Genomic DNA, 21835 nt, shown 5'->3' with positions numbered 1-21835 from the left:
GCTGATCTAACATGAACCTTAATCGGTATCAGATATTAGTCACTTTTTAGTGTACGTGAATTTAAAAAAATCAGGTTAGGTTGATGTTCAATTTTAGTTTTAAAGCGCTGCTTTTATCTGCGTTTATTGCGCTCTCTCCTTACTCGGTTCAAGCGTCGGGAGTCATGGTGTTTGGTGACAGTCTCTCTGCCGGCTATGGCTTGGAGCCAGGCCAGGGTTGGGTCGATCTTCTTGCACAACGAGTTCAAGAAGAGGGACTCGCTTTTGAGGTGGTTAACGCGAGTGTCAGTGGTGAAACAACATCAGGGGGTCTTGCTCGTTTGCCGGATCTACTGGATTTACATGAGCCCCAGTGGGTAGTTTTGGAGTTGGGGGCTAACGATGGTTTACGGGGTATGCCGTTGCAAATCATTGAAGCCAATCTCGCAAAATTGGCTGAGACTGTGCAGGCGAGTGGTGCCCAGTTAGTCGTGGTTGGCATTCGTTTGCCCCCTAACTACGGCCCACGGTATACCGACAATTTTTTTAACCTCTTTCCTAAGCTTGCGGAAACATTTGAAGCTCCACTGGTACCCTTTTTGCTAGAGGGAGTGGCTGATAACTGGTCTTTAATGCAGGCTGATGGGCTACATCCAACGGCAGAGGCGCAACCGAAGATCCTGGGTACTGTGTGGCAGGTGCTTGCAGATGTAATTCGGTAGAGACAAAAAAGCCCATCAAAGGATGGGCTTTTTTAGATCGTTGCAATTAAGCCGCTAGGTTAGCGTTTGCAAATTCCCAGTTAACTAGTGACCAGAAACCGTTTAGGTAGTCTGGACGCACGTTACGGTAATCGATGTAGTAAGCGTGTTCCCAAAGGTCAACAGTTAGGATTGCAGTCTGACCGTTAGTCATTGGAGTGCCTGCGTTACTAGTGTTAACGATCTCTAGTGAACCGTCAGCGTTTTTAACCAACCAAGTCCATGAAGAACCGAAGTTGTTAACTGCTTTGTCGTTAAGTTCTTCTTTGAACTTGTCGAATGAGCCCCATTTAGCGTTGATCGCATCAGCAATCGCGCCAGTTGGTGCACCGCCACCGTTTGGTGATAGACAGTTCCAGTAGAACGTGTGGTTCCAAACCTGCGCAGCGTTGTTAAATACGCCACCTGCTGGAGCAGTTTTGATGATCTCTTCTAGAGATTTACCTTCGAACTCAGTACCAGGTACTAGGCCGTTTAGCTTAACAACGTAAGTGTTGTGGTGTTTGCCGTGGTGGAAGTCTAGAGTCTCAGCAGAGATGTGTGGCTCTAGAGCGTCTTTTGCGTATGGCAGAGCAGGTAGTTCAAAGCTCATTATTCACTCCATGTTCTTGAGTTTTAAAAGTTTGAGGGGCTGTTATTACAACCACTCATAAATCAGTCGCGCAATCATAACACCCTTTGTAACTCAATAAACGGTACAAAAAGTAATGTCTTTAGCGCTTTCAGTTTGGTTCGAGTGATACTGCAACTAAAGATTGTTGGATCACTCTGCCCATATCCTTACAATGGTGACTTAACTTCTGATTACAAGGCGTATCGATGTCAAAAGTACTTCTCTGGGTGGCGGTTGTTTTTGGTGCTATCTATCTTGTTCGTGTGAACTATTTCGGTTCGAAAACCTATGAGCCTTTTTTGCAGGGCTGTATTGCATCGGGCGCAACAGAGGCGCGTTGTGCTTGTTTAACAGATTACGTGCATGAACGTTTTGATGATCTTGAAGTGCGTAAAATTATGACTCACAACATGAGTGATGAAGCATTTGCAGCTAAGGTGGAGCGCACGATAGCGGCTGGAACTCTGGCGTGTAAGGCTGCGGAATAAGCGGCTATTTAGCTATTGTTAGCAAGCCATTGTCGTGCAATGAACATAGCGGCGATGGCTCTGCCCTCGTGAAATTCAGGATCCATGGCTAGGCGCTCTACCTCTGTTAGCGGGATTAGCACCACCTCCAAAGGCTCTGGTTCATCCCCTTCGAGTCTGCTCTCGTAGAGATCTTGTGCAATTACAACGTCTAGCATGTGGCCCATGTAGTTGGGGGCAGCACTCATCGTCTTAATAGGGTTTAGGTGTTTTGCACCAAAGCCTGCCTCCTCTTGAAGTTCGCGGTTTGCAGCTTCACTCACTGTTTCTCCGGGATCGACTAATCCTTTTGGGAAGGTGAGTACGTATTCATCAAGACCCGCGGCGTACTCACGAATTAGGACCATACGCTGCTGATCATCTATGGCAACGACCATGACGGCCCCCAGTGCCGGAGTTACTAGCCGTTCAAATTGACGCTCGGCACCGTTGCTAAATTTTAGATCCAGCTGCTCAACATGAAATAGACGACTCTTCTCAGGTCGACTTACCTTCAAAATTTCTGGTTTGGTGGGCATACTGGGATCCAATGAATGTTTAACAAGAGTGTTCCCTGATTATGCTTCAATGGCAAGAGATCGATACTGTCTTCTTGGATATGGATGGTACTTTGCTGGATCTCCATTTCGATTCGTATTTTTGGTTAGAGTTTCTCCCGGTGCGTTATGCTGAGATTAATAAGATCGATGTCGAGGCGGCGAAGCAGCATATTATCTCCAATATCATGGAAGAGCAGGGCACACTGAATTGGTACTGTTTTGACTACTGGAGTGAAAGGTTCCAGCTACCGATTGCCGAGTTGAAAAAGGAGGTTGCGGATAAGATCGCTTATCGCCACTCCGTTCCTGAATTTTTGGCGTGGCTTAGAAAGAGCGGTAAGCGAGTTCTTATTGTGACTAACTCTCATCGTGCCGGTGTTGATCTTAAGTTTTCTAGGACAAATCTGGCTGATGAGGTGCAGGGCGTTATTAGCTCGCACGATTATGGCTACCCAAAAGAGTCTCAGCTATTTTGGGAAACGCTCATGACGCATGAGCCATTTGATCCGCAAAGAACGTTAATGGTAGATGATAGTCTGCCAGTGCTGCAATCGGCGCATGACTTTGGCATTAAGCATCTGCTGACGATTGATCAGCCCGATCTGAAGCTTCCGCCCCGTGATATGAGTGATTGCGATTTTATGTCGATCAATGATTTTAATGAGGTAATGGTTCACCAATGAGTGAAGGTGTTCGTTTAGATAAGTGGCTTTGGGCTGCGCGTTTTTATAAGACTCGTGGTTTAGCAAAAGAGATGATCGAGGGTGGCAAGGTGCACTATAACGGTCAGCGAGCCAAGTGCAGCAAGTCTGTAGAGATTGGTGCGCACCTTCAAATTCGCCAAGGGTATGACGAGAAAGAGATCGAAGTGATCGCTTTATCTGACCAACGTCGCGGCGCGCCCGAAGCACAAAAACTCTATAAAGAGACTGAGCAGAGCCAGAATAAACGTGAAACTGCTGCGGAGATGCGCAAGCAGTTGGGCTCTGGACCAGACTCGCGTCCAAACAAAAAGAGCCGCCGTGAATTGTTGCGTGTTAAGGGCTACCTTCGAGATTAAAAAATCATTTCAAACAGGGTAGAATATGCACCCTCAATTCATTCAGTAGGTTTTCAATGAGCTCTTCAGATCAAATTCAACGTCTCCTTTTTGATGGCGCAGATGTTCGCGCTGTGATGGTTGGTCTAGATAAGAGTTTTCTTGAAGCGACTGAGCACGCCAACTACCCAGCCTCTATTCAAAAACTTCTAGGTGAACTACTTGCAGCTGTAGCGCTGCTGGGTTCGAACCTTAAGATTGAAGGGCGTATCTCACTTCAGGCTCAGGGTGAAGGCGATCTTCGTCTTCTGATGGCCGAGGTCGATCACAATCAGCAGGTGCGTGCTGTTGCTCGTTTTGAAGAGGGGCACGCTGTGCCTGAAGATCGTTTTGATCAGCTATTTGAGAATGGCCGTATGGCGCTCACTATCGAGCCAGATGGCGGGCAGCGTTATCAGGGTGTTGTGCCTATGGAGGGCGCGACACTTGCTGAGTGTCTAGAGAGCTACTTCAAACAGTCTGAACAGCTACCAACGCAGATTCATCTTGCTGCATCTGCAACTAAGGCTGCAGGTATGTTGGTGCAGGTGTTGCCAGCAGCACAGAGCGGCGACTCAGATTGGGAACATATCGCTACACTTGCCAGCACACTGACGGCAGAAGAGCTACTAGAGCTTGATAATGAGACTATTCTTTACCGTCTTTTCCATGAAGAACAGGTTCGTTTGATTGAGTCTGATCCGGTGAAGTTCCACTGCCCATGTTCACGCCAGCGCAGTGCTAATGCGTTGCAGATGATGAGCGAAGAGGAGCTGCTACAAGTAGCAGAAGAGCAGGGCGGTGCTGTTGAAACAGCTTGTCACTTCTGTAATAAGGTTTACAGCTTTGATTCTGCTGATATCAAAGCGCTGTTTCACAATGATGGAGCGTTAAGCGAGAACACTTCATTACACTAATATCTAATTAGGAGGCTCTATGTCCTCCTAATAGGTTGTGGGATAATTACTTGATCCCACATAACAATAAGAGCCAGTCGTTTAAACGCACTAGCCATATAAAAACTATTAGTTTTCGCAGTCAGAATCTTCGGATGTCTGGCAAGGCCTACAGAAATTAGAGGGCAGTAGCCCCAAAGGGAACATTGATGTCTACAGACATGGGTTCGTTGAACCATAAGAATCTAACTCCTGCGGAGTTGATTGAAGCGGCAATTCGTCGCGGCGAGGGTACGCTCGCTGATACAGGTGCTTTGGTTGTGACCACGGGTAAGCGCACAGGTCGCTCGCCAATGGATCGATTCATCGTGCAGGAGCCTAGCACTGCTGATGCAATCTCTTGGGGTCCTATCAACCGTCCTTTCGATGCTGATAAATTTGACGCACTTTGGTCACGTGTTGAAGCCTACATCTCTGAAAAAGAGTCTTACACCTCTGAGGTTCATGTTGGTGCAGATGCTAACAACTACCTAGCGGTTCAGATGACTACAGAGACTGCATGGCAGAATCTTTTTGGTCTCAACCTTTTCATCCGCCCTTGTGAGTACAATCCTAAGGGTAAAGAGGAGTGGCAAATCATCAACGCTGCAGGTTTCGAATGTGATCCTGAGCGTGACGGCACTAACTCTGATGGCTGTGTCATTCTAAACTTCGCACAACGTAAAGTTCTTCTAGCTGGCATGCGTTACGCTGGTGAGATGAAAAAGGCGATGTTCTCTGTGCAGAACTTCCTTCTACCTGAGCGTGACGTGCTACCTATGCACTGTTCTGCAAATATCGGTGAAGATGGTTCAACGACTCTTTTCTTCGGTCTATCGGGTACAGGTAAAACAACGCTTTCAGCAGACCCATCTCGTTACTTGATCGGTGATGATGAGCACGGCTGGGGCAAGGGTTCTGTCTTTAACCTAGAGGGTGGTTGTTACGCTAAAACAATCAATCTTAGCCAGAAAAACGAACCTATCATTTGGGATGCTATCCGTTTTGGCGCAATCGTTGAGAACGTAACGTTGGATGAGTGTCGTACTGCTGATTACAACGATACGTCACTGACTGAAAACGGCCGTTGTGCATACCCTCTCGATCATGTTGAGAAGCGTTCTGCGACTAACCAGGGTGGCGAGCCAGATAACATTATCTTCCTCACCTGTGACTTAACGGGCGTTCTTCCTCCTGTCTCTATCCTGAGCAAAGAGGCAGCTGCATATCACTTCCTATCTGGTTACACCGCGCTTGTTGGTTCTACTGAGATGGGTTCTGGTGGCGGCATTAAGTCGACCTTCTCTACATGTTTTGGTGCGCCGTTCTTCCCACGTCCACCAAGCGAGTACGCAGATCTTCTGATTAAACGTATCGAAGATTTTGGTTCGCGTGTTTACCTAGTGAATACAGGTTGGACTGGCGGTAGCTACGGTACAGGCGATCGTTTCAGCATTCCTACGACTCGTGCAATTATTAGTGCGATCCAGAATGGTTACCTGAAAGATGTTGCAACAACTAATATCCCTGGTCTAAATCTTGAAGTTCCAACAGAAGTTCATGGTGTCGACAGCAAGCTACTAGTGCCACGCAACACTTGGGCAAATGGCGAAGATTACGATGCTACCGCTGCTAATCTAATCTCTCAGTTCGTCAACAACTTCACTAAGTTCGATGGCGTTGATGAGAAGATTGTTGCTGCTGGTCCTCAGTTATAATCACTCTCACTAGAGACGAAAAAAGCGACCCTCGGGTCGCTTTTTTATTGCTCGCATTTTTCTATCGGACCAGATGGCGCTGTAGCCAGGCATCAGGAATGCGCGGCAGGATTCGGGTGATTATCGCGATCAAAAGCAGCGCCCAAGCCAGTCTTGCCCAGAGAATCCCGCTCAGTTCTGCTCCAGTCAGGGATATCAGTAGGGTATCCTCAATTAGGCTGTGACAGAGCCCTAAAAGTGCGAAAGAGGCGAAGATGTCGCGTGGTGCCAAAGTCCCTTTTTCCGCTTCACGAATGAGCAGTCCGCCACCATAAGCAAGGCCTAGCGTCATGCCAATCAGGCTCATTGGTAGTGCGTTTTCACGTATGCCGATAACTCTAAGCACAGGTTTGAGTAGCTTCTCTAGAAGTCGTTCGAAGCCTCTGATTTTCGCAATGTGCAGCATTGCAACCAGTCCGAGGATAACCACCTGTGTCCAGAACAGCATTTCAATCTGAGAACTAAGCCAACCACTCCAACTGTTATCAACGGCTTCTGGTGTCCAGTTCCAAGCGACCGGTGTCTGCATCTCTGGCATGTCGGCGTAGATATAGCTAAGAATAGCTGCAAGGCCGTAACCGCCTAAAATGCGTATTAAAAACATCGGTAGGATTCGACATCGCCCTTTGTATGCAACAGAAAGTTCAACGATAAAGTTGTGGGCTCCAAGCATTAATACGCCCAGGGTTGTAATCTGTCCAAGCGTCCATGCCTCTGGAAAGGTGAAGAGTACGATGAGGCCTGCATAGATATTGGTAACGATTGTTGTCGCCCAAATTAAACCAGCGATTGCTGGTAGCCCTAACAGTTCGAGAGGTGCGCCGAGTGTTGATGCGAGAAGTTCTGCTGCTCCAATCAGATCTAAGAGGCGTACCACTATAATGGCAGGTATCAGAATCTTGAGCAGGCTGATAGAGACCTTGGCACTATCTCTTAGGATGGTTTCAAGGTGTTTTAATATAGTTGGCACTTAGCCTCCAAAAAAGGTCAGTAATTGGGTTGGTTGATTCCCAATCTGTTGGTGCTGATGCTATTATCGGGATACATGAAATGCAATCGAGCTGTTGCTTGAAAATAATTAGTGCTACTGCACATCTGGAGAGATGAACGAATGAGCGAAAACATTCACAACGTATCTGACGCAAGCTTTGAAGAAGATGTACTAAAAGCAGACGGTCCTGTGTTGGTTGACTACTGGGCTGAGTGGTGTGGTCCTTGTAAGATGATTGCCCCTGTACTTGAAGAGGTTGCACAGGAGTACGCTGGTCGTCTTAAAGTGTGTAAGCTGAATATCGATGAGAACAGCGAAACTGCACCTAAGTTTGGTATTCGTGGTATCCCAACTCTTATGATCTTCAAAGGCGGTAACGTTGAAGCGACTAAGGTGGGTGCACTCTCTAAATCGCAGCTCACTGCATTTGTTGATGCAAATATCTAAAAAATCATAAAAAAGGCGGGTTTATCCCGCCTTTTTGTTCTATCGGTCTATAGACACCTCAGTATCTCGCATATATAGTGTCGATGTTGGTTAAAACCTGACCAGCCCAAATACCTTCTTCTAATTTTCAAACCTTCCAGCCAAACGAGTTTTCTCGTGTCCGGCGATAATCTAATAAAACGATGAATCTTACCGAATTAAAACTTAAAAGCATGCCTGAACTGCTCGACCTTGCAGCAGAGATGGGCCTAGAAAACCTAGCGCGCTCGCGCAAACAAGACGTAATTTTCTCTATCCTTAAAAAGCACGCGCGTAGCGGAGAAGATATTTACGGTGACGGCGTCCTTGAGATCCTTCAGGATGGCTTTGGCTTCCTGCGTTCAGCTGACTCTTCTTACCTAGCTGGCCCAGATGATATCTACGTTTCACCAAGCCAAATTCGTCGTTTTAACCTTCGCACTGGCGACACTATTTCTGGCAAGATTCGTCCACCTAAAGATAGCGAACGCTACTTTGCCCTGTTGAAAGTTTCTGAGATCAACTTTGACGCACCTGAAAATGCGAAGAACAAGATCCTATTTGAGAACCTTACACCGCTATTCGCACACAAACGTATGCGTATGGAGATTGGTAACGGTTCTACTGAAGACATCACAGCACGTGTACTCGACCTAGTAACCCCAATCGGTAAAGGTCAGCGTGCACTTGTTGTATCACCACCTAAAGCGGGTAAAACGTTGATGCTGCAGAATATTGCAAACAGCATCACACGTAACAACCCAGAGTGTTACCTGATCGTTCTTCTTATCGATGAGCGTCCTGAAGAGGTAACCGACATGCAACGTACCGTGCGCGGTGAAGTTGTAGCGTCAACCTTCGATGAGCCGCCAGCGCGTCACGTTCAGGTTGCTGAGATGGTGCTTGAGAAGGCTAAGCGTCTGACAGAACACAAGAAAGATGTTGTCATTCTTCTCGACTCTATCACGCGTCTTGCACGTGCTTACAACACAGTTGTACCTTCATCTGGTAAGGTTCTAACAGGTGGTGTCGATGCGCATGCACTAGAGCGTCCAAAACGTTTCTTCGGTGCTGCACGTAACATCGAAGAGGGTGGTAGCTTGACTATCATCGCGACTGCACTTGTTGATACTGGCTCTAAGATGGATGAAGTTATCTTCGAAGAGTTCAAAGGTACCGGTAACGCTGAGGTACACCTAGACCGTCGTGTCGCTGAGAAGCGTGTCTTCCCTGCAATCAATATTCGTCGCTCTGGTACTCGTCGTGAAGATCTATTGACGACTGAAGATGAGCTCCAACGCATGTGGATTCTGCGTAAGCTGTTAGATCCAATGGAAGATGCTGCCGCAACTGAGTTTGTTATTGATAAGTTGAAAGACTTCAAAACCAATGATGAATTCTTTATGTCGATGAAACGTAAGTAACCTGACTTGCGTAAATGGGGCGGTGTGTACCGCCCTTTTTATTGTCTACTGAGGTAACTGATGGCTACGCCAAAGTATAAAGATCTTAGAGATTTCATCGCGATGCTAGAAGCGCGCGGTGAACTTAAACGTATCTCATATCCTGTTGATCCCAATCTTGAGATGACCGAGATCTGTGATCGCATGCTTAAAGCGGGCGGTCCGGCGCTGCTATTTGAAAATCCCGTTGGCTACGATATGCCGGTTTTAGGCAACCTCTTCGGTACCCCGGAGCGTGTTGCATTAGGCATGGGCGAAGAGTCTGTTGAAGCGCTGCGTGAAGTGGGCAAGCTGCTGGCGCAACTTAAAGAACCTGAGCCACCTAAAGGCTTTAAAGATGCTCTAAGCAAGCTGCCGCTCTACAAACAGGTGTTAAACATGGGCCCTAAGGTGGTCCGTAATGCGCCCTGTCAGGAGCTGGTTCTTGAAGGAGATCAGGTTGATCTTACCAAGCTACCAATTCAAACCTGTTGGCCGGGTGATGCTGCACCGCTAGTGACTTGGCCATTGGTTATTACCCGTGGACCCAATAAGTCGCGCCAAAATCTTGGCATCTACCGCCAGCAATTAATTGCACCTAATAAGCTGATCATGCGCTGGTTATCGCATCGTGGCGGTGCATTGGATTTCCTAGAGTTTAAACAGCAGAATCCAGGCAAGCCCTATCCAGTCGCGGTAGCCCTTGGTGCTGACCCAGCCACTATTTTAGGTGCCGTAACACCTGTGCCAGATACACTCTCTGAGTACGCCTTTGCAGGTCTATTGCGTGGCGGGAAAACGGAAGTGACAGAGTGTATTGGCAGTGATCTGCAAGTGCCTGCCAGCGCTGAAATTGTCCTAGAAGGCTTCATCTATCCTGATGAGTTGGCCGACGAAGGCCCCTTTGGTGACCACACTGGTTACTACAATGAGGTTGATAGTTTTCCTGTCTTTACTGTTGAGCGCATTACCATGCGTAAAGATGCGATCTATCACAGTACCTACACCGGTAGACCACCTGATGAGCCTGCTATCTTGGGTGTGGCACTCAATGAAGTGTTTGTACCGATTCTGCAGAAGCAGTTTCCAGAGATTGTTGATTTCTACCTGCCGCCAGAGGGTTGCTCATACCGCATGGCGGTTGTGAGCATGAAGAAACAATATCCGGGTCATGCTAAACGTGTCATGTTGGGTGTTTGGTCATTCCTGCGTCAGTTTATGTACACTAAGTTTGTCATTGTTGTGGATGATGATGTGAATGCGCGCGATTGGCAGGATGTGATTTGGGCTATTACCACACGCATGGACCCTGCACGCGATACCGTTATGATCGAGAATACCCCAATCGACTACCTTGATTTCGCCTCACCTGTATCAGGACTGGGTTCGAAGATGGGCTTGGATGCAACCAACAAGTGGCAGGGTGAGACTGATCGTGAATGGGGCGTTCCCATTACGATGGACCAGACTGTTAAAGATCGCGTTGATGAGATCTGGTCTGAGTTAGGAATTGATGACTAGCAGCCATTTTCTGGTTGAGGTTGAGGGCGTAGCAAAGCAACTGCACTGCGCGCCCAATCAAACTTTATTAGAGGTGCTGACTGAGTCAGGTTTCGTGCAACGCAAAGCGTGCCGGAACGGTGTTTGTGAAATTTGTGAAGCGGATCTTCTGACTGGGCAAGCGTGGCAACGCTACCCAAGAGTGGATTGGGATGCAGGGCAGGGCGAGTGTCGCTTGCTGCTCTGTACGAGCTACCCACGCTCGAATATTAAATTACGTGTTATACGCTGTTTGTTACCTGGAGTATGAATTGTGGCAAGGAAAGTAACCACTATATTGGCTGCCGATAAACTGAATCGCGATGTCTATCGTGTACGTCTATTGCTGCCAGCAACTGATAGTTCTGCAACGGAGTTTGCGGCGGGTCAGTATTTAGATATCTGTCTACCTGATGGCAAGAAGGCTTCGTTTTCAATCGCCTCGGCTCCCGAAGCGGGTCGCGAAATCGAACTGCATATCCGTCACATGCCAGAGAGTGAGTTTAATGACTCAATTGTGCAGCACTTGTTGCATCAGCCAACTGTTGAAGTTGAGTTGCCTATGGGCAATTGCACAATCGATATCGCTTCTCTTACTGTCGATCAGCCACTTCTTTTCGCCGCAGCAAGCACCGGTTTCTCTCAGGTGAAAAGTATCGTAGAGCACCTTCTAGCGAACCAGGTGAAAAATCCTATTCACGTCTACTGGGGCGCGCGCGTTGAAGAGGACATGTACCTCGAGTCACTCCCTGCTAGCTGGGCGGAACATCACGCCAATGTGCACTTTGTGCCTGTTGTTAGTGAGCCAGAGAAGAGCGAAGGGTGGAGCGGACGTACAGGTTTGCTGCCAACCGCTATGTGTGAAGATTTTGCTGACCTAAGCAAAGCACTAGTTTTTGCCTGTGGTTCGCCCGCAATGGTCTACGCGCTACTCGACGCTTTTGAAACGCAGGGTTTTAACGAGACCCAGATGAAATCAGACGTGTTCGCCTACGCGCCACGTCGTTGATATAGTTCTCTAGAAAGCATTACTTCAATAACAAAAACAAGAGAGCATCAGTTTGCACAGATTAGTTTTAGTGGATGATGACAATGAGATTCGTACTCTGCTCTCTGACTATTTGACTAAAAATGGTTTTGAGGTGCGTGCCTATGAATCTTCCGAAGCCTTGTTAGAGGCTGGCGTTGTCGATAACGAGCTGTTGATTTTGGATGTCACACTTCCGGGTATGGATGGCTTGGCGCTCTGTAGACAGGTTCGTAACAGCTCATCAGTGCCGATTATTATGCTTACAGCAGCAAGTGATGATGTGGATCGAATCCTAGGATTAGAGCTGGGTGCCGATGACTATATGGGTAAGCCCTTTAATCCAAGAGAGCTTTTAGCGCGCGTAAAAGCGTTGTTACGTCGTGCTGCTCCAATTGCTGCGCCACAAGAATCTAACTGTGAAGCTCCGCTAGTGCTTGATTCAGTTGCTCGTACAGCTCACTTTGCTGGTACCGAATTAACGCTTACAGGCGCGGAGTTCGACCTCTTGAAAGTACTGGTCGAACACCGTGGCGAGATTGTTTCGCGTGATCAATTAAGTATTCAATTAAAGGGCCATCCTAGTGCCCCTTATGATCGTTCAATCGATACTCAAGTGAGTCGATTGCGGACTAAGTTATCTGCTGTCTCAAATGACGACCCAATCAAGTCGATTCGTGGCAAGGGTTATCAACTGGTATTGGCATGATTGGCTTCTGTTCCTCACTGCGGGATAAGGTACTTCCTAAATCGATCATCGCACGCATGTCATTGATGCTGCTTTTCGGCATCATCTTTGCTCAGGTTGTCAGTACAGTCATCTGGTCGCAGCAGTTCCAAGCATCAGAACGCCATCGTCTTGAAGAGATCTCTGATGTCATGGGGGCTCGTATAGGGCAAACCATACAGTTCTTTTCACGCCTACCTAAAGAGTATCGCCATATCGTGCTGGATCAGCTCAGGGATATGGGTGGTACGCGCTTCTTCGTCTCTGTTAACCCTGACCGTATCAATCTGAAAACGCTTCCAGTGAATTCATTACAGACTGAGGTTGGAGAACGTATTTCAAGTAATGTTGCCGATCAAATCAAAACAGAGCCCGACAATATTGCTGTTGAGTTTGTGGGATTCAGTGATTTAAGGATTCTATCAACCAACAACCTGATGGTTGAACTACCTAAGAAATGGCAGCGTTTTGCTCTCCTCGATCCGGGTGATAATAGCCCAGTCGTAGTTGTACAGCTCCCATTGAAGGATGGTGAATGGATCTACCTTGCTACTGTATTTCCGGAGGGTGAGGTGCTGAGTTCACCCATCCTCTCAAGTGAGCGTATTTTATCGCTGACACTCGTTACACTCACCACGATGGTGCTCGTGACCCTGATGGTGATTGGGATTGTTAAGCCGCTACGCCGCTTGGCTAAAGAGGCTGATGCCCTAGGTCGAGGTAAAACGCCTTCGCTAATTCCCGTCGAGGGGACGCGTGAGATGCGTTCAACAATAAAAGCCTTTAACCAGATGGCTCAGCGTATTGAGAAGTTCATAGCAGATAGGGAGAGACTCTTCGCTTCGATTTCTCACGATCTTAAAACCCCGCTAACACGTGCGCGACTTCGAGCAGAGATGATCGATGATGATCATATTCGTGATGGGCTGGTGGGTGACCTCGAAAATCTCGAGATGTTGGTTAAAGCCTCTCTGCAGATGATTAAAGATGCTGCCATTCACGAGAATATTGAAACGGTAGATCTCAATAGACTGATTCAAGGCTGTTTAGCCAGTGCAAAAATTGAGGGGCTGCCCTGTGAGGCTAGTCTCCCGGCTAAGTTTGAAATTGAGGGGCGTCGACTCTCTTTGGAGCGACTCTTTACCAACCTGATCGATAATGCGCTGCACTATGGGCGTGGCGTTGAGATCTATGGTGAGATCGCGGCTGACACCAACGAGCTGGTAGTTCAGGTGTGTGATCGTGGGCCTGGTCTAAGTGATGCTATGAAACAGCGCGTTTTCGAGCCCTTCTATCGTATAGATAAACAGCCAAGCTCTATTCATGTCGGGCTCGGCATGGGGATTGTGAAGTCTATTGCCCAGCTTCACGGGGCTGATACTCTGCTTTTAGATCGTCCGGGTGGTGGTTTGATTGTTGAGATTCGATTCCCTTTGTCACACTTTGTAACAGAAGGTCAGTCTTCGTAAGCCTCAGATTGGTATATTGGCTTCGGTTCAATCGATAACCAAAACAATAAGAGGAATATTCGATGTTAAAACGTACTCTAGCGGTTTGTGTTGCAGCCGCATCTCTATCATCAATGACTGCAAATGCTGCTGAAGTAGAAGTACTTCACTACTGGACAAGTGGTGGCGAAGCTAAGTCTGTTGCTTACCTTAAAGAGAAGCTAACTGAAGCTGGTATCGGCTGGAAAGACTTCGCGGTAGCTGGTGGTGGCGGTGAGAACGCAATGACTGTTCTTAAATCTCGCGCAGTATCTGGTAACCCACCAACTGCAGCACAGATCAAAGGCCCATCTATCCAGGAGTGGGGTGATCTAGGTTTCCTAGCGGATATCAACTCTGTAGCTAAAGCTCAGAACTGGGATGGCGTACTACCAGGTGTTGTTTCAAATGTAATGAAACACGAAGGTAAATATGTAGCAGCTCCAGTAAACGTTCACCGCGTAAACTGGCTGTGGGCTAACCCAGAAGTATTCAAGAAAGCGAATGCAACTATCCCAACAACTTGGGATGATTTCCTAGTTCAGGCTAAGAAAGTTCAGGATGCTGGTTTCATCGCGCTAGCTCACGGTGGTCAGGCTTGGCAGGATGCGACTGTATTCGAAGCAGTTGTTCTTGGTGTAGGCGGTCCTGAGTACTACCAGAAAGCATTCGTAGAACTAGATGCAGATGCACTTAACAGCAAAACAACAGAAGAAGTTTTCCGTGTTTTCGGTGAACTACGCCAGTTCGTAGATGCTAACTCTCCAGGTCGTGACTGGAACGTTGCTACTTCAATGGTTATCAATGGTGAAGCAGCAATGCAGATCATGGGTGACTGGGCGAAGGGTGAATTCACAGCTGCTGGCAAAACTCCAGGCGTAGATTTCGCTTGTGTAGCTGCACCAAGCACTTCAGGTTCATTCACGTTCAACATCGACTCGTTCGCTTTCTTCCAGCAGTCTGATGCTGAAACACAGAAAGCGCAGCAGGAGATGGCTAAGCAGATCCTTGGTCAGGACTTCCAGAAAGTATTCAACCTGAACAAAGGTTCTATCCCAGCGCGTCTAGGTATGGCTCGTGACGAGTTTGATAGCTGTGCACACGCATCTATGGATGCATTCGTTGCAAGCGCTCAGACAGGCGGCCTAGTACCAAGCTTCGCGCACGGTATGGCTGTATCTGAAGCAGTTTCTGGTGCGATCTACGACGTAGCAACAAACTACTTCAATTCAAAACAAACTGCAGCTGAAGGTAAAGCTCAGCTAGTTGCGGCTGTTCAATCAGCAATGTAATGCAGTTAAGGGGCTCTATTCTGGAGCCCCTTTCTTTTTCTCAGGAGAATTACCATGTCTGTGTCAAAGGCAAAAAAGCCAATGACTCTAGAGACCCTATTGCCAAAAATTGTACTAGCACCAACCACTGCGGCGATGCTGGTATGTATGTATGGCTTTATGATCTGGACTGGCGCCTTATCGTTCACTAAGAGTCGCATGCTCCCTCAGTGGGACTTTGTAGGCTTTGACCAATATGTTCGTCTATTTGAGAACCCACGTTGGGATGTGTCGTTAAGTAACCTTGTAGTTTTTGGTGTGCTGTTTATCGCAGTGTCGCTCATCTTAGGGCTTTTGATTGCAGTTTTACTGGATCAAAAAATTCGTGTTGAGGGTGCGTTACGTACCATCTATCTCTACCCGATGGCTGTCTCTTTTGTTGTGACAGGTACAGCATGGAAATGGATTCTTAACCCAGGTTTGGGTCTTGAGAAGTTTGTCCGTGACTTGGGCTTTGAGACCTTCGAGTTCCGCTGGTTGGTTGATCAAGATATGGCGATTTACACCATCGTTATAGCTGCTGTATGGCAGTCGAGTGGCTTTGTCATGGCGATGTTCCTAGCGGGTCTACGTGGCGTCGATGATAGCTTGATTAAAGCAGCAGAGATCGATGGAGCTAGTAAGATAAAAGCTTACTGGTACGTCATTCTACCAATTCTCCGCCCAGTGTTTTTTAGTGCGATCGTGATCTTGTCTCACATCGCTATTAAGAGTTTCGATTTGGTGCAGGCGTTGACCGGTGGTGGTCCAGGTTATGCATCAGATCTACCTGCCAACTTCATGTACACCTTTGCATTTAACCGTGCTCAGATGGGTGTGGGTGCTGCAAGTGCCATGATTATGTTGATGGGTGTGTTGGCCATTATCGTGCCTTACCTCTATTCAGAACTGCGAGGTGGAAAAAATGGTCACTAATCGTTCATTCAGTTTCGGTCGTTTTATCATCTATGCATGTCTAGCAGCGTTTGCGATTTTGTATCTAGCGCCGCTATACGTGATGCTAACGACCTCATTTAAAGATATCGAAGAGATTCGAAGCGGTAACCTATTGGCGCTGCCTCAGGATCCAACGCTTTATGCTTGGATTAAAGCGTGGAGCAGTGCATGTACTGGCTCTGAATGTCAGGGTCTTGCGCCTTTCTTCATGAACAGTGTGAAGATCGTTGTTCCGGCAGTAATTATCTCAACTGTTATTGGTGCCCTTAACGGTTACGTGCTGTCGAAGTGGCGTTTCCGTGGTAGTGATTTGATGTTTGGTATGTTGCTGTTTGGTTGCTTCATTCCATTTCAGGTTATCCTGCTTCCGATGGCTCGACTCCTAGCTGAGTTAGGGTTGGCAAACACAGTAACGGGATTGGTGCTTGTACACGTGATCTATGGTGTTGCATTTACGACGCTATTTTTCCGTAACTTCTACGTTTCTGTGCCAACTGAGCTAGTTAAGGCTGCGCAGTTGGATGGTGCTAGCTTCTTCCAGATCTTTCGTCACATCTTCCTGCCGATTTCGGTACCGATTTTCACAGTGACAATCATTTGGCAGTTCACACAAATTTGGAACGACTTCCTCTTCGGTGTCGTCTACTCAGGTCCTGGTACGCAGCCAATTACAGTTGCGCTAAACAACCTAGTTAACACTTCAATGGGCGGTAAAGAGTACAACGTAGATATGGCTGCAGCAGTTATTGCGGCGCTACCAACGCTTCTGGTGTATGTACTTGCTGGTAAATATTTCGTACGCGGCTTAACCGCCGGCGCAGTGAAAGGATAAGAATTATGGGTTCTTTGTTAATTGAAAATGTCACCAAGTCATTTGGTGAAACACAGATCCTTAAGGGTATTAATATCGATATCAAAGAGGGTGAATTCATCATCCTAGTGGGTCCTTCAGGTTGTGGTAAATCGACTCTGATGAATATCATTGCCGGTCTGGAAGATGCTACCAGCGGTAAGCTTGAATTGGCGGGTCGTGACGTAACGGATGTGTCACCTAAAGACCGCGATATCGCGATGGTGTTCCAGTCATACGCACTTTACCCAACAATGAATGTGGCGCGTAACATCTCCTTTGGTCTTGAGATGCGTAAGGTCGATAAGTCTGAACGTGATCGCGTTGTGAATGAAGTTTCAAAACTTCTTCAGATCGATCATCTTCTAGATCGTAAACCGAGCCAGCTATCAGGTGGTCAGCGTCAACGTGTTGCTATGGGTCGCGCGCTAGCTCGCTCACCTGAAGTATTTCTTTTCGATGAGCCGCTTTCTAACCTGGATGCTAAGCTTCGTGTTGAAATGCGTACCGAGATCAAAAAGCTACACAAACGTTTGGGCACAACCATCGTTTATGTGACACATGACCAGATTGAAGCGATGACTCTGGCTGATCGCATTGCTGTTATGAAAGATGGCATTGTTCAACAGTTAGGTACGCCTGATGAGATCTACAATGATCCGGCCAACCTATTCGTAGCTGGTTTCATGGGTTCCCCACCAATGAACTTTATTGAAGTCGAAGTGGTAAATGGCTCTGTGGAGATAGAGTGTGCAGGTCATAAGCACCAGCTGAACGTGCCATGTATTGATGCGCTAGAGTCTTGCTCAGCTTCTAAAGTTATGCTGGGTATTCGTCCAGAGATGATTACTGAGCCTAAGCCAGAAGAGGATATGCACTGGGTACACCGTCTGCAGATGGACTTTGATGTTGTAGAGCCTATGGGTGCAGACACTATGGCGATTGGCCAGTGGAATGGTGTCGATGTTCATGCTCGTTTCTCACCTAAAGCGGGTGCCGCGGCAGGTAAGGGTACAGATGTACAGGTGAATACGGCTAAGGCAGTATTCTTTGATGTTAATACTGGTGAACGTATTCGATAATCGAAAGATTTGTAATAAAGGGCGCTTGATGCGCCCTTTTTTGTTTTTGTTGACCAGGCTGTCAGAAAGCCTGAAAGACTAATGGTTAGATTTATTCATCTACTGTCTGAAATTTGATCAGTAACGCTCTTGAGAATTGGTCCCTATAATAGGCTGCATATAGACCAAAGTATTAGGAGTCGCAAAATGACTAAACTGAAACAGACTATCGTAGATATGTTCAAGAAAAGCTTCATCGATTCACGCAAAGCAGCTGCAGAGCGTTACCTTGCTGAATCGGGAAACCTTGTAGAGTTAGAGCGCCGTCAGCGCGAACTAACTTCTAAAGGCTTCTAAGAAAATTTAGCCTCATAAAAAAATAGCGCCATTTGGCGCTATTTTTTTGTCCAAAATTTGAAATCTATCGATCGTTAATAGCAAATCACTCGTAATGATGCTTAATTAACAACTTCTTATTTTTCTGGCGGTCGATAAATATGTCGAAAATGTTTCTGGGCTGGTGCCCTGTTTGCGATAAGAAAAAAACGTTAACTACCATGGACAAACCTATTGGTAGTGCTTGTCGCTGTACCTCCTGTGGATCTGGATTATCCGTATCGGGTAAAAATCAGATCCTGACACTGCCGTTTTTCCTATTTGTTATTTATCTAGTAGTCGCATTGCCGATGCAGGGTAGAGCACCCAATTCAATTGAAGTTGGAATCGGATTGATCACGCTTATTTTATTTACGCTCTACCAAAAGCGTTTCATGTGCTACACCTTGATGGAGAAGTAAACTGAGTTATTCTTAAAAAGAAGGGAAGCGTTTGGCTTCCCTTCTTTTTGATTTTAATGTGCTTTTTTGTGAGTCATCTTATCGAGATAACCCATGGCAAAAGCTGAGATGACGAAGGTGAGATGGATAACGACGTACCAGAGCAGTTTTTCGTTATCGATACTTGCTGCATTCATGAAGATCTTCAATAGGTGAATTGAAGAGATCGCTACGATAGATGCGGCCACTTTGTTCTTAAGTGAGTTGGTATCCAGCGTACCGAGCCAGTCTAATTTCTCGGTGTCCTCATGAATATCCATGCGCGAGACAAAGTTCTCGTAACTGGTAAACATCACCATAACGATTAACCCTGATACTAGGGCAATATCTATCAGCGATAGTACAACTAACACGATATCCGCTTCAGGCACTTCAGTAACATGTGCAAGAAGATGCCAAATTTCTTGGAAAAATTTAACTGCTAAGGCAACTAGAGCTAAGCTCAAGCCAAGATAGATAGGCGCCAGAATCCAGCGGGTTGCATACATTAAACGTTCAACGAAACGCTCAATCACTTTTAAATCCTCAAATAGTGTTAATGGTTTAGATGTTTACGGGTCTCGCGATCTAAATCACTCGGTACCGGTAATTTAAGAGGCGAATTTTTGCTTTTTAGAAGCTCGGTTGCTTGTTGGTTCTCACCAAGTTGCATCAGAAGTTCTGCAAGTTCTAGCAAGGTCTGGGCGTGGGCACTGACAGCTAAGCTCTGTTTATAGTGACCTATAGCTGCGCCCCAAAGTTCAACACGACGAGATAGACGAGCCAGTGTAAGCTCAAGTGCGGCATTGTCAGGGTGCGCTTTGCTCCAGCCTTTGGCTAGGGTTAATTGTTGCTCTGGGTTTTCCCCTCGCAGTTCACCAAAGCGAATGACTAGATCTTCATCCCAATCTGACGCAATCCACTTCTGCAGCTGAGTCAGTGCCGAAGCTGTATCACCAAGCTGCGTTAGCTGACTAATGTAATGGCGGCGAACAACCTTATCTTTCTGCGCATCGTAACTTAGTGCGCCCCAAACTTCGTTAAGCGAATCTAGCGAAGGCTCATCCATCGCTTCTAGTTTAGCGATAGCTGCATCCCGACGAAGTGCTTTTAAGTCTTCTGGAGCTATAGCGTTGCGCTTACTGAGTTCTGGTAGCAGTGGCAACATGTCGTTCCATTGGTGCTGAGCAGCGAATAGAGTGACAAGCTCACGGTTAACAGCAGTGGAGTTGCCATGATGCTTCTGTAGCTTGCGAAGCATCTCCTGGGCTTTTTCATGCTGTCCCGCTTTAAGATCCATACGGGCCATCTCAAGTAGGTAGGCATCCTCTGCATCAGGCACTGATTTGCTCGCCTTTAGCAAAATTCGATTAGCCTCTTTTAGGTCGCCCTGATCTGCAGCTAAGCGTGCGGCCTGGCGAAACAGTAGCGCGGGTGCACGGCTCTGCTCTGCAGCCTGCAGGAATAATCTGCGCGCCTTCCAAAGGTCGCCCGAAACCTCTGCTTCAAGTGCGGCAATAATCTTTTCACCGGATTTGCGATCGCTGCGTGCTTCAGACCAGCGACGTAGGCGTTCTGCTGGTGACTTCCAATTAGAGAGTAGATTGAAGCTCCAATGGAGTAGGGCAAACAGAACGGTAATCGCGATCAGTAGCACCCAAATGCTGGTTTCAATACTGGTGGTTTTGTAGGCGATAAGGACATAGCCGCTGTCTTCCATCATCGCCTGGCCAACCCAGGCGCCAATTAGCAGCAGGGCGGCAAGCAGTAGCAGGAAGCGTTTCATTAGTTAGCCTCCGCGCGTAGCTTTGCCATCTCTTTCATGTGTGATTGCAACTGCTTTAGTGAGCCTGAAATATCAGGGATAGTAGGTGCGACCTCCAGTTTTGATAGCTGGCTCAATGCCCGAAGCAGTGCAGCGGTATTGGTGTTGGTTTTGTCGAAGTACTGTTCAAGCAGCGTTTGTGCGCGGGTTAGACTGTTTTTGTAAATGTCAGACTGTTGGCGCAGAAGTGCAAGCTGGCCCTGTTCGAGCAGTAGTTGAATGTTCTGGCGAAGGTAGTGACCTTGATCGGGAGAGAGAATCGGCTCTACCGGTTTGTCGTGCTGTTGAATGACGACCAGTGATTCCAGTTTAGCTAGCGCTTTAGCAAAGCCAGAGGTGATGGCTGCTTGGGTCTCTGGTGTAACAGTGTTACTGGTCATTTCATTGAGAAGCTCTGGCAACTGACGTTGCTGCTCTAGACTCAGTGTTGGCAGATCTTTGGTCTGCTCGATCAGTGCTGTTAGGCGCAAATAGGTCCCTTCAACATCAAGCTTAGGGAGTGCTTCGAGTTTTGCGATGTCGCTAGCTAGCGCCTGACGCAACGCATAGAGGCTAACATCATCCAGCTCTTTGATAATCTGGTCTGTGTTTTTTAACAGTGCGAGGGCGCCTTCTGCACGCTTCTCCATCAATACACGCTGATTAGCAAGGCGAAGTAGGTATTCAGCTTCTGCTAGGCGCCAATCGTTTTCACTTCTATTGCGGCCCGCTTCAACTTGTTTGATAGCATCGCTTAGGCGCTCTTGAAGCGCAGCAATCTCAACCGTTTGTGATGCTTTTTCAGCCTGAATTTGCTGGAAGCTCTCGTTGAGCTCGGCCAGCGCAGTTTGTGAATCCGTCAATGCAGCAGTAGCTGCAAGTTGCTGGCTCGAGAGTTTTTTATCGATAGCCGTGTTCAGCTCTGCGAGTTGCAGCTTGCCCCAGTAGCCGGCACCGGTAACCCCTGCAATGGCGATTAAAGAGATAAGAACAGCCGCGATGGCAATTTTGGAGCCGCTTTGTTTAGCTGTTGTTGTATCCGGTTTTACAGTTTCTGTAGGTGCTTCAGCGGGTGTCGGTTTTATATCCTCAACACTGCTTTCGATAACTTCGGCATCCACTATATCGTTGTTCTGTTGATGTCCGTTTGGCTTATCGGTCTCGCTCATCG

The 21835-nt window shown here is 47.3% G+C and carries 25 protein-coding genes; 19 read left to right on the top strand and 6 right to left on the bottom strand.

Going from position 1 to position 21835, the window contains the following annotated elements; translation table 11 throughout:
* Window positions 1-83: 83 nt before the first annotated feature.
* Entirely contained in the window at window positions 84-701 is a 618-nt protein-coding gene (locus HH196_RS08060; protein ID WP_169451620.1) for an arylesterase, read from the top strand.
* A 46-nt stretch (window positions 702-747) separates the two neighbouring features.
* On the opposite strand, the gene HH196_RS08055 is transcribed toward HH196_RS08060, so the two are convergent.
* Window positions 748-1332 carry a superoxide dismutase gene (locus HH196_RS08055; protein ID WP_169451619.1) on the bottom strand — a complete coding sequence of 195 codons (585 nt, stop codon included), beginning with the start codon at window positions 1330-1332 and terminating at the stop codon, window positions 748-750.
* A gap of 227 nt (window positions 1333-1559) precedes the next feature.
* On the opposite strand from HH196_RS08055, the gene HH196_RS08050 reads away from it, so the two are divergent.
* The gene (locus HH196_RS08050) at window positions 1560-1841 is read left to right on the top strand and encodes a hypothetical protein (protein ID WP_169451618.1); all 282 of its coding nucleotides are present in this window, start codon (window positions 1560-1562) and stop codon (window positions 1839-1841) included.
* An 8-nt stretch (window positions 1842-1849) separates the two neighbouring features.
* Here the strand turns inward: HH196_RS08050 and nudE are convergent, their stop codons facing one another.
* Window positions 1850-2398: an ADP compounds hydrolase NudE gene (gene nudE, locus HH196_RS08045; RefSeq protein ID WP_169451617.1), complete on the bottom strand. Its 549-nt coding sequence runs from the start codon at window positions 2396-2398 to the stop codon at window positions 1850-1852.
* Window positions 2399-2439: 41 nt separating this feature from the next.
* Between nudE and yrfG the strand changes: the two genes are divergently transcribed.
* The 4 genes from yrfG (at window position 2440) to HH196_RS08025 (ending at window position 6150) form a co-directional block, all read left to right on the top strand.
* Complete coding sequence (yrfG, locus tag HH196_RS08040; RefSeq protein ID WP_211160767.1) at window positions 2440-3102, top strand: GMP/IMP nucleotidase; 663 nt, start codon at window positions 2440-2442, stop codon at window positions 3100-3102.
* Window positions 3099-3479, top strand: coding sequence for a ribosome-associated heat shock protein Hsp15 (hslR, locus tag HH196_RS08035; RefSeq protein WP_169451616.1), 381 nt, complete (start codon window positions 3099-3101; stop codon window positions 3477-3479). Before yrfG ends, hslR begins: the two co-directional genes overlap by 4 nt.
* Window positions 3480-3535: 56 nt before the next feature.
* Window positions 3536-4414 (top strand): Hsp33 family molecular chaperone HslO, encoded by an 879-nt coding sequence (gene hslO / locus HH196_RS08030; RefSeq protein WP_169451615.1) that lies wholly within the window; start codon window positions 3536-3538, stop codon window positions 4412-4414.
* A 188-nt stretch (window positions 4415-4602) separates the two neighbouring features.
* Window positions 4603-6150: a phosphoenolpyruvate carboxykinase gene (locus HH196_RS08025; RefSeq protein WP_169451614.1), complete on the top strand. Its 1548-nt coding sequence runs from the start codon at window positions 4603-4605 to the stop codon at window positions 6148-6150.
* Between the two features lie 61 nt (window positions 6151-6211).
* Here HH196_RS08025 and HH196_RS08020 read toward each other — a convergent pair whose 3' ends face one another.
* Window positions 6212-7159, bottom strand: a complete 948-nt coding sequence (locus HH196_RS08020) for a hypothetical protein (RefSeq protein WP_169451613.1) — start codon at window positions 7157-7159, stop codon at window positions 6212-6214.
* Window positions 7160-7300: 141 nt separating this feature from the next.
* Between HH196_RS08020 and trxA the strand changes: the two genes are divergently transcribed.
* The 13 genes from trxA (at window position 7301) to HH196_RS07960 (ending at window position 18842) form a co-directional block, all read left to right on the top strand.
* Window positions 7301-7627, top strand: a complete 327-nt coding sequence (gene trxA, locus HH196_RS08015; protein ID WP_169451612.1) for a thioredoxin TrxA — start codon at window positions 7301-7303, stop codon at window positions 7625-7627.
* Between the two features lie 182 nt (window positions 7628-7809).
* A complete protein-coding gene (rho, locus tag HH196_RS08010; protein WP_169451611.1) occupies window positions 7810-9069 on the top strand; it encodes a transcription termination factor Rho in 1260 nt (419 codons plus the stop codon).
* Window positions 9070-9129: 60 nt separating this feature from the next.
* Complete coding sequence (ubiD, locus tag HH196_RS08005) at window positions 9130-10608, top strand: 4-hydroxy-3-polyprenylbenzoate decarboxylase (RefSeq protein ID WP_169451610.1); 1479 nt, start codon at window positions 9130-9132, stop codon at window positions 10606-10608.
* Window positions 10601-10897 carry a 2Fe-2S iron-sulfur cluster binding domain-containing protein gene (locus tag HH196_RS11580; RefSeq protein ID WP_248276838.1) on the top strand — a complete coding sequence of 99 codons (297 nt, stop codon included), beginning with the start codon at window positions 10601-10603 and terminating at the stop codon, window positions 10895-10897. Before ubiD ends, HH196_RS11580 begins: the two co-directional genes overlap by 8 nt.
* A gap of 3 nt (window positions 10898-10900) precedes the next feature.
* Entirely contained in the window at window positions 10901-11635 is a 735-nt protein-coding gene (locus tag HH196_RS08000) for an NAD(P)H-flavin reductase (protein ID WP_248276837.1), read from the top strand.
* 52 nt (window positions 11636-11687) lie between these two features.
* The gene (locus HH196_RS07995) at window positions 11688-12362 is read left to right on the top strand and encodes a response regulator (RefSeq protein ID WP_169451609.1); all 675 of its coding nucleotides are present in this window, start codon (window positions 11688-11690) and stop codon (window positions 12360-12362) included.
* The gene (locus HH196_RS07990) at window positions 12359-13849 is read left to right on the top strand and encodes an ATP-binding protein (RefSeq protein WP_169451608.1); all 1491 of its coding nucleotides are present in this window, start codon (window positions 12359-12361) and stop codon (window positions 13847-13849) included. Before HH196_RS07995 ends, HH196_RS07990 begins: the two co-directional genes overlap by 4 nt.
* 62 nt (window positions 13850-13911) lie before the next feature.
* Window positions 13912-15159, top strand: coding sequence for an ABC transporter substrate-binding protein (locus HH196_RS07985; RefSeq protein WP_169451607.1), 1248 nt, complete (start codon window positions 13912-13914; stop codon window positions 15157-15159).
* Window positions 15160-15213: 54 nt separating this feature from the next.
* Window positions 15214-16113, top strand: coding sequence for a carbohydrate ABC transporter permease (locus HH196_RS07980; RefSeq protein WP_169451606.1), 900 nt, complete (start codon window positions 15214-15216; stop codon window positions 16111-16113).
* Window positions 16103-16966 carry a carbohydrate ABC transporter permease gene (locus HH196_RS07975; RefSeq protein ID WP_169451605.1) on the top strand — a complete coding sequence of 288 codons (864 nt, stop codon included), beginning with the start codon at window positions 16103-16105 and terminating at the stop codon, window positions 16964-16966. Before HH196_RS07980 ends, HH196_RS07975 begins: the two co-directional genes overlap by 11 nt.
* Window positions 16967-16971: 5 nt before the next feature.
* On the top strand, window positions 16972-18066 hold the full coding sequence (locus HH196_RS07970; protein ID WP_169451604.1) for an ABC transporter ATP-binding protein: 1095 nt from the start codon (window positions 16972-16974) through the stop codon (window positions 18064-18066).
* A gap of 186 nt (window positions 18067-18252) precedes the next feature.
* A complete protein-coding gene (locus tag HH196_RS07965) occupies window positions 18253-18402 on the top strand; it encodes a hypothetical protein (protein ID WP_169451603.1) in 150 nt (49 codons plus the stop codon).
* 200 nt (window positions 18403-18602) lie between these two features.
* Window positions 18603-18842, top strand: coding sequence for a hypothetical protein (locus HH196_RS07960; RefSeq protein ID WP_169451602.1), 240 nt, complete (start codon window positions 18603-18605; stop codon window positions 18840-18842).
* 53 nt (window positions 18843-18895) lie between these two features.
* On the opposite strand, the gene HH196_RS07955 is transcribed toward HH196_RS07960, so the two are convergent.
* The 3 genes from HH196_RS07955 to HH196_RS07945 are packed head-to-tail and all read right to left on the bottom strand — an operon-like array spanning window position 18896 to window position 21833.
* Window positions 18896-19393, bottom strand: coding sequence for a TIGR00645 family protein (locus tag HH196_RS07955; protein ID WP_169452351.1), 498 nt, complete (start codon window positions 19391-19393; stop codon window positions 18896-18898).
* Between the two features lie 23 nt (window positions 19394-19416).
* Window positions 19417-20646, bottom strand: coding sequence for a heme biosynthesis HemY N-terminal domain-containing protein (locus HH196_RS07950; RefSeq protein ID WP_169451601.1), 1230 nt, complete (start codon window positions 20644-20646; stop codon window positions 19417-19419).
* Window positions 20646-21833, bottom strand: a complete 1188-nt coding sequence (locus HH196_RS07945; protein ID WP_169451600.1) for a uroporphyrinogen-III C-methyltransferase — start codon at window positions 21831-21833, stop codon at window positions 20646-20648. The genes HH196_RS07950 and HH196_RS07945 overlap by 1 nt, the downstream gene beginning before the upstream one ends.
* Window positions 21834-21835 lie beyond the last annotated feature (2 nt).

The sequence above is a fragment of the Marinobacterium sp. LSUCC0821 genome (assembly GCF_012848475.1).
Lineage (GTDB): Bacteria > Pseudomonadota > Gammaproteobacteria > Pseudomonadales > Balneatricaceae > Marinobacterium_E.
The sequence above is the reverse complement of the archived record's forward strand: the minus strand, read 5'-3'. Positions and strand labels throughout refer to the sequence as shown.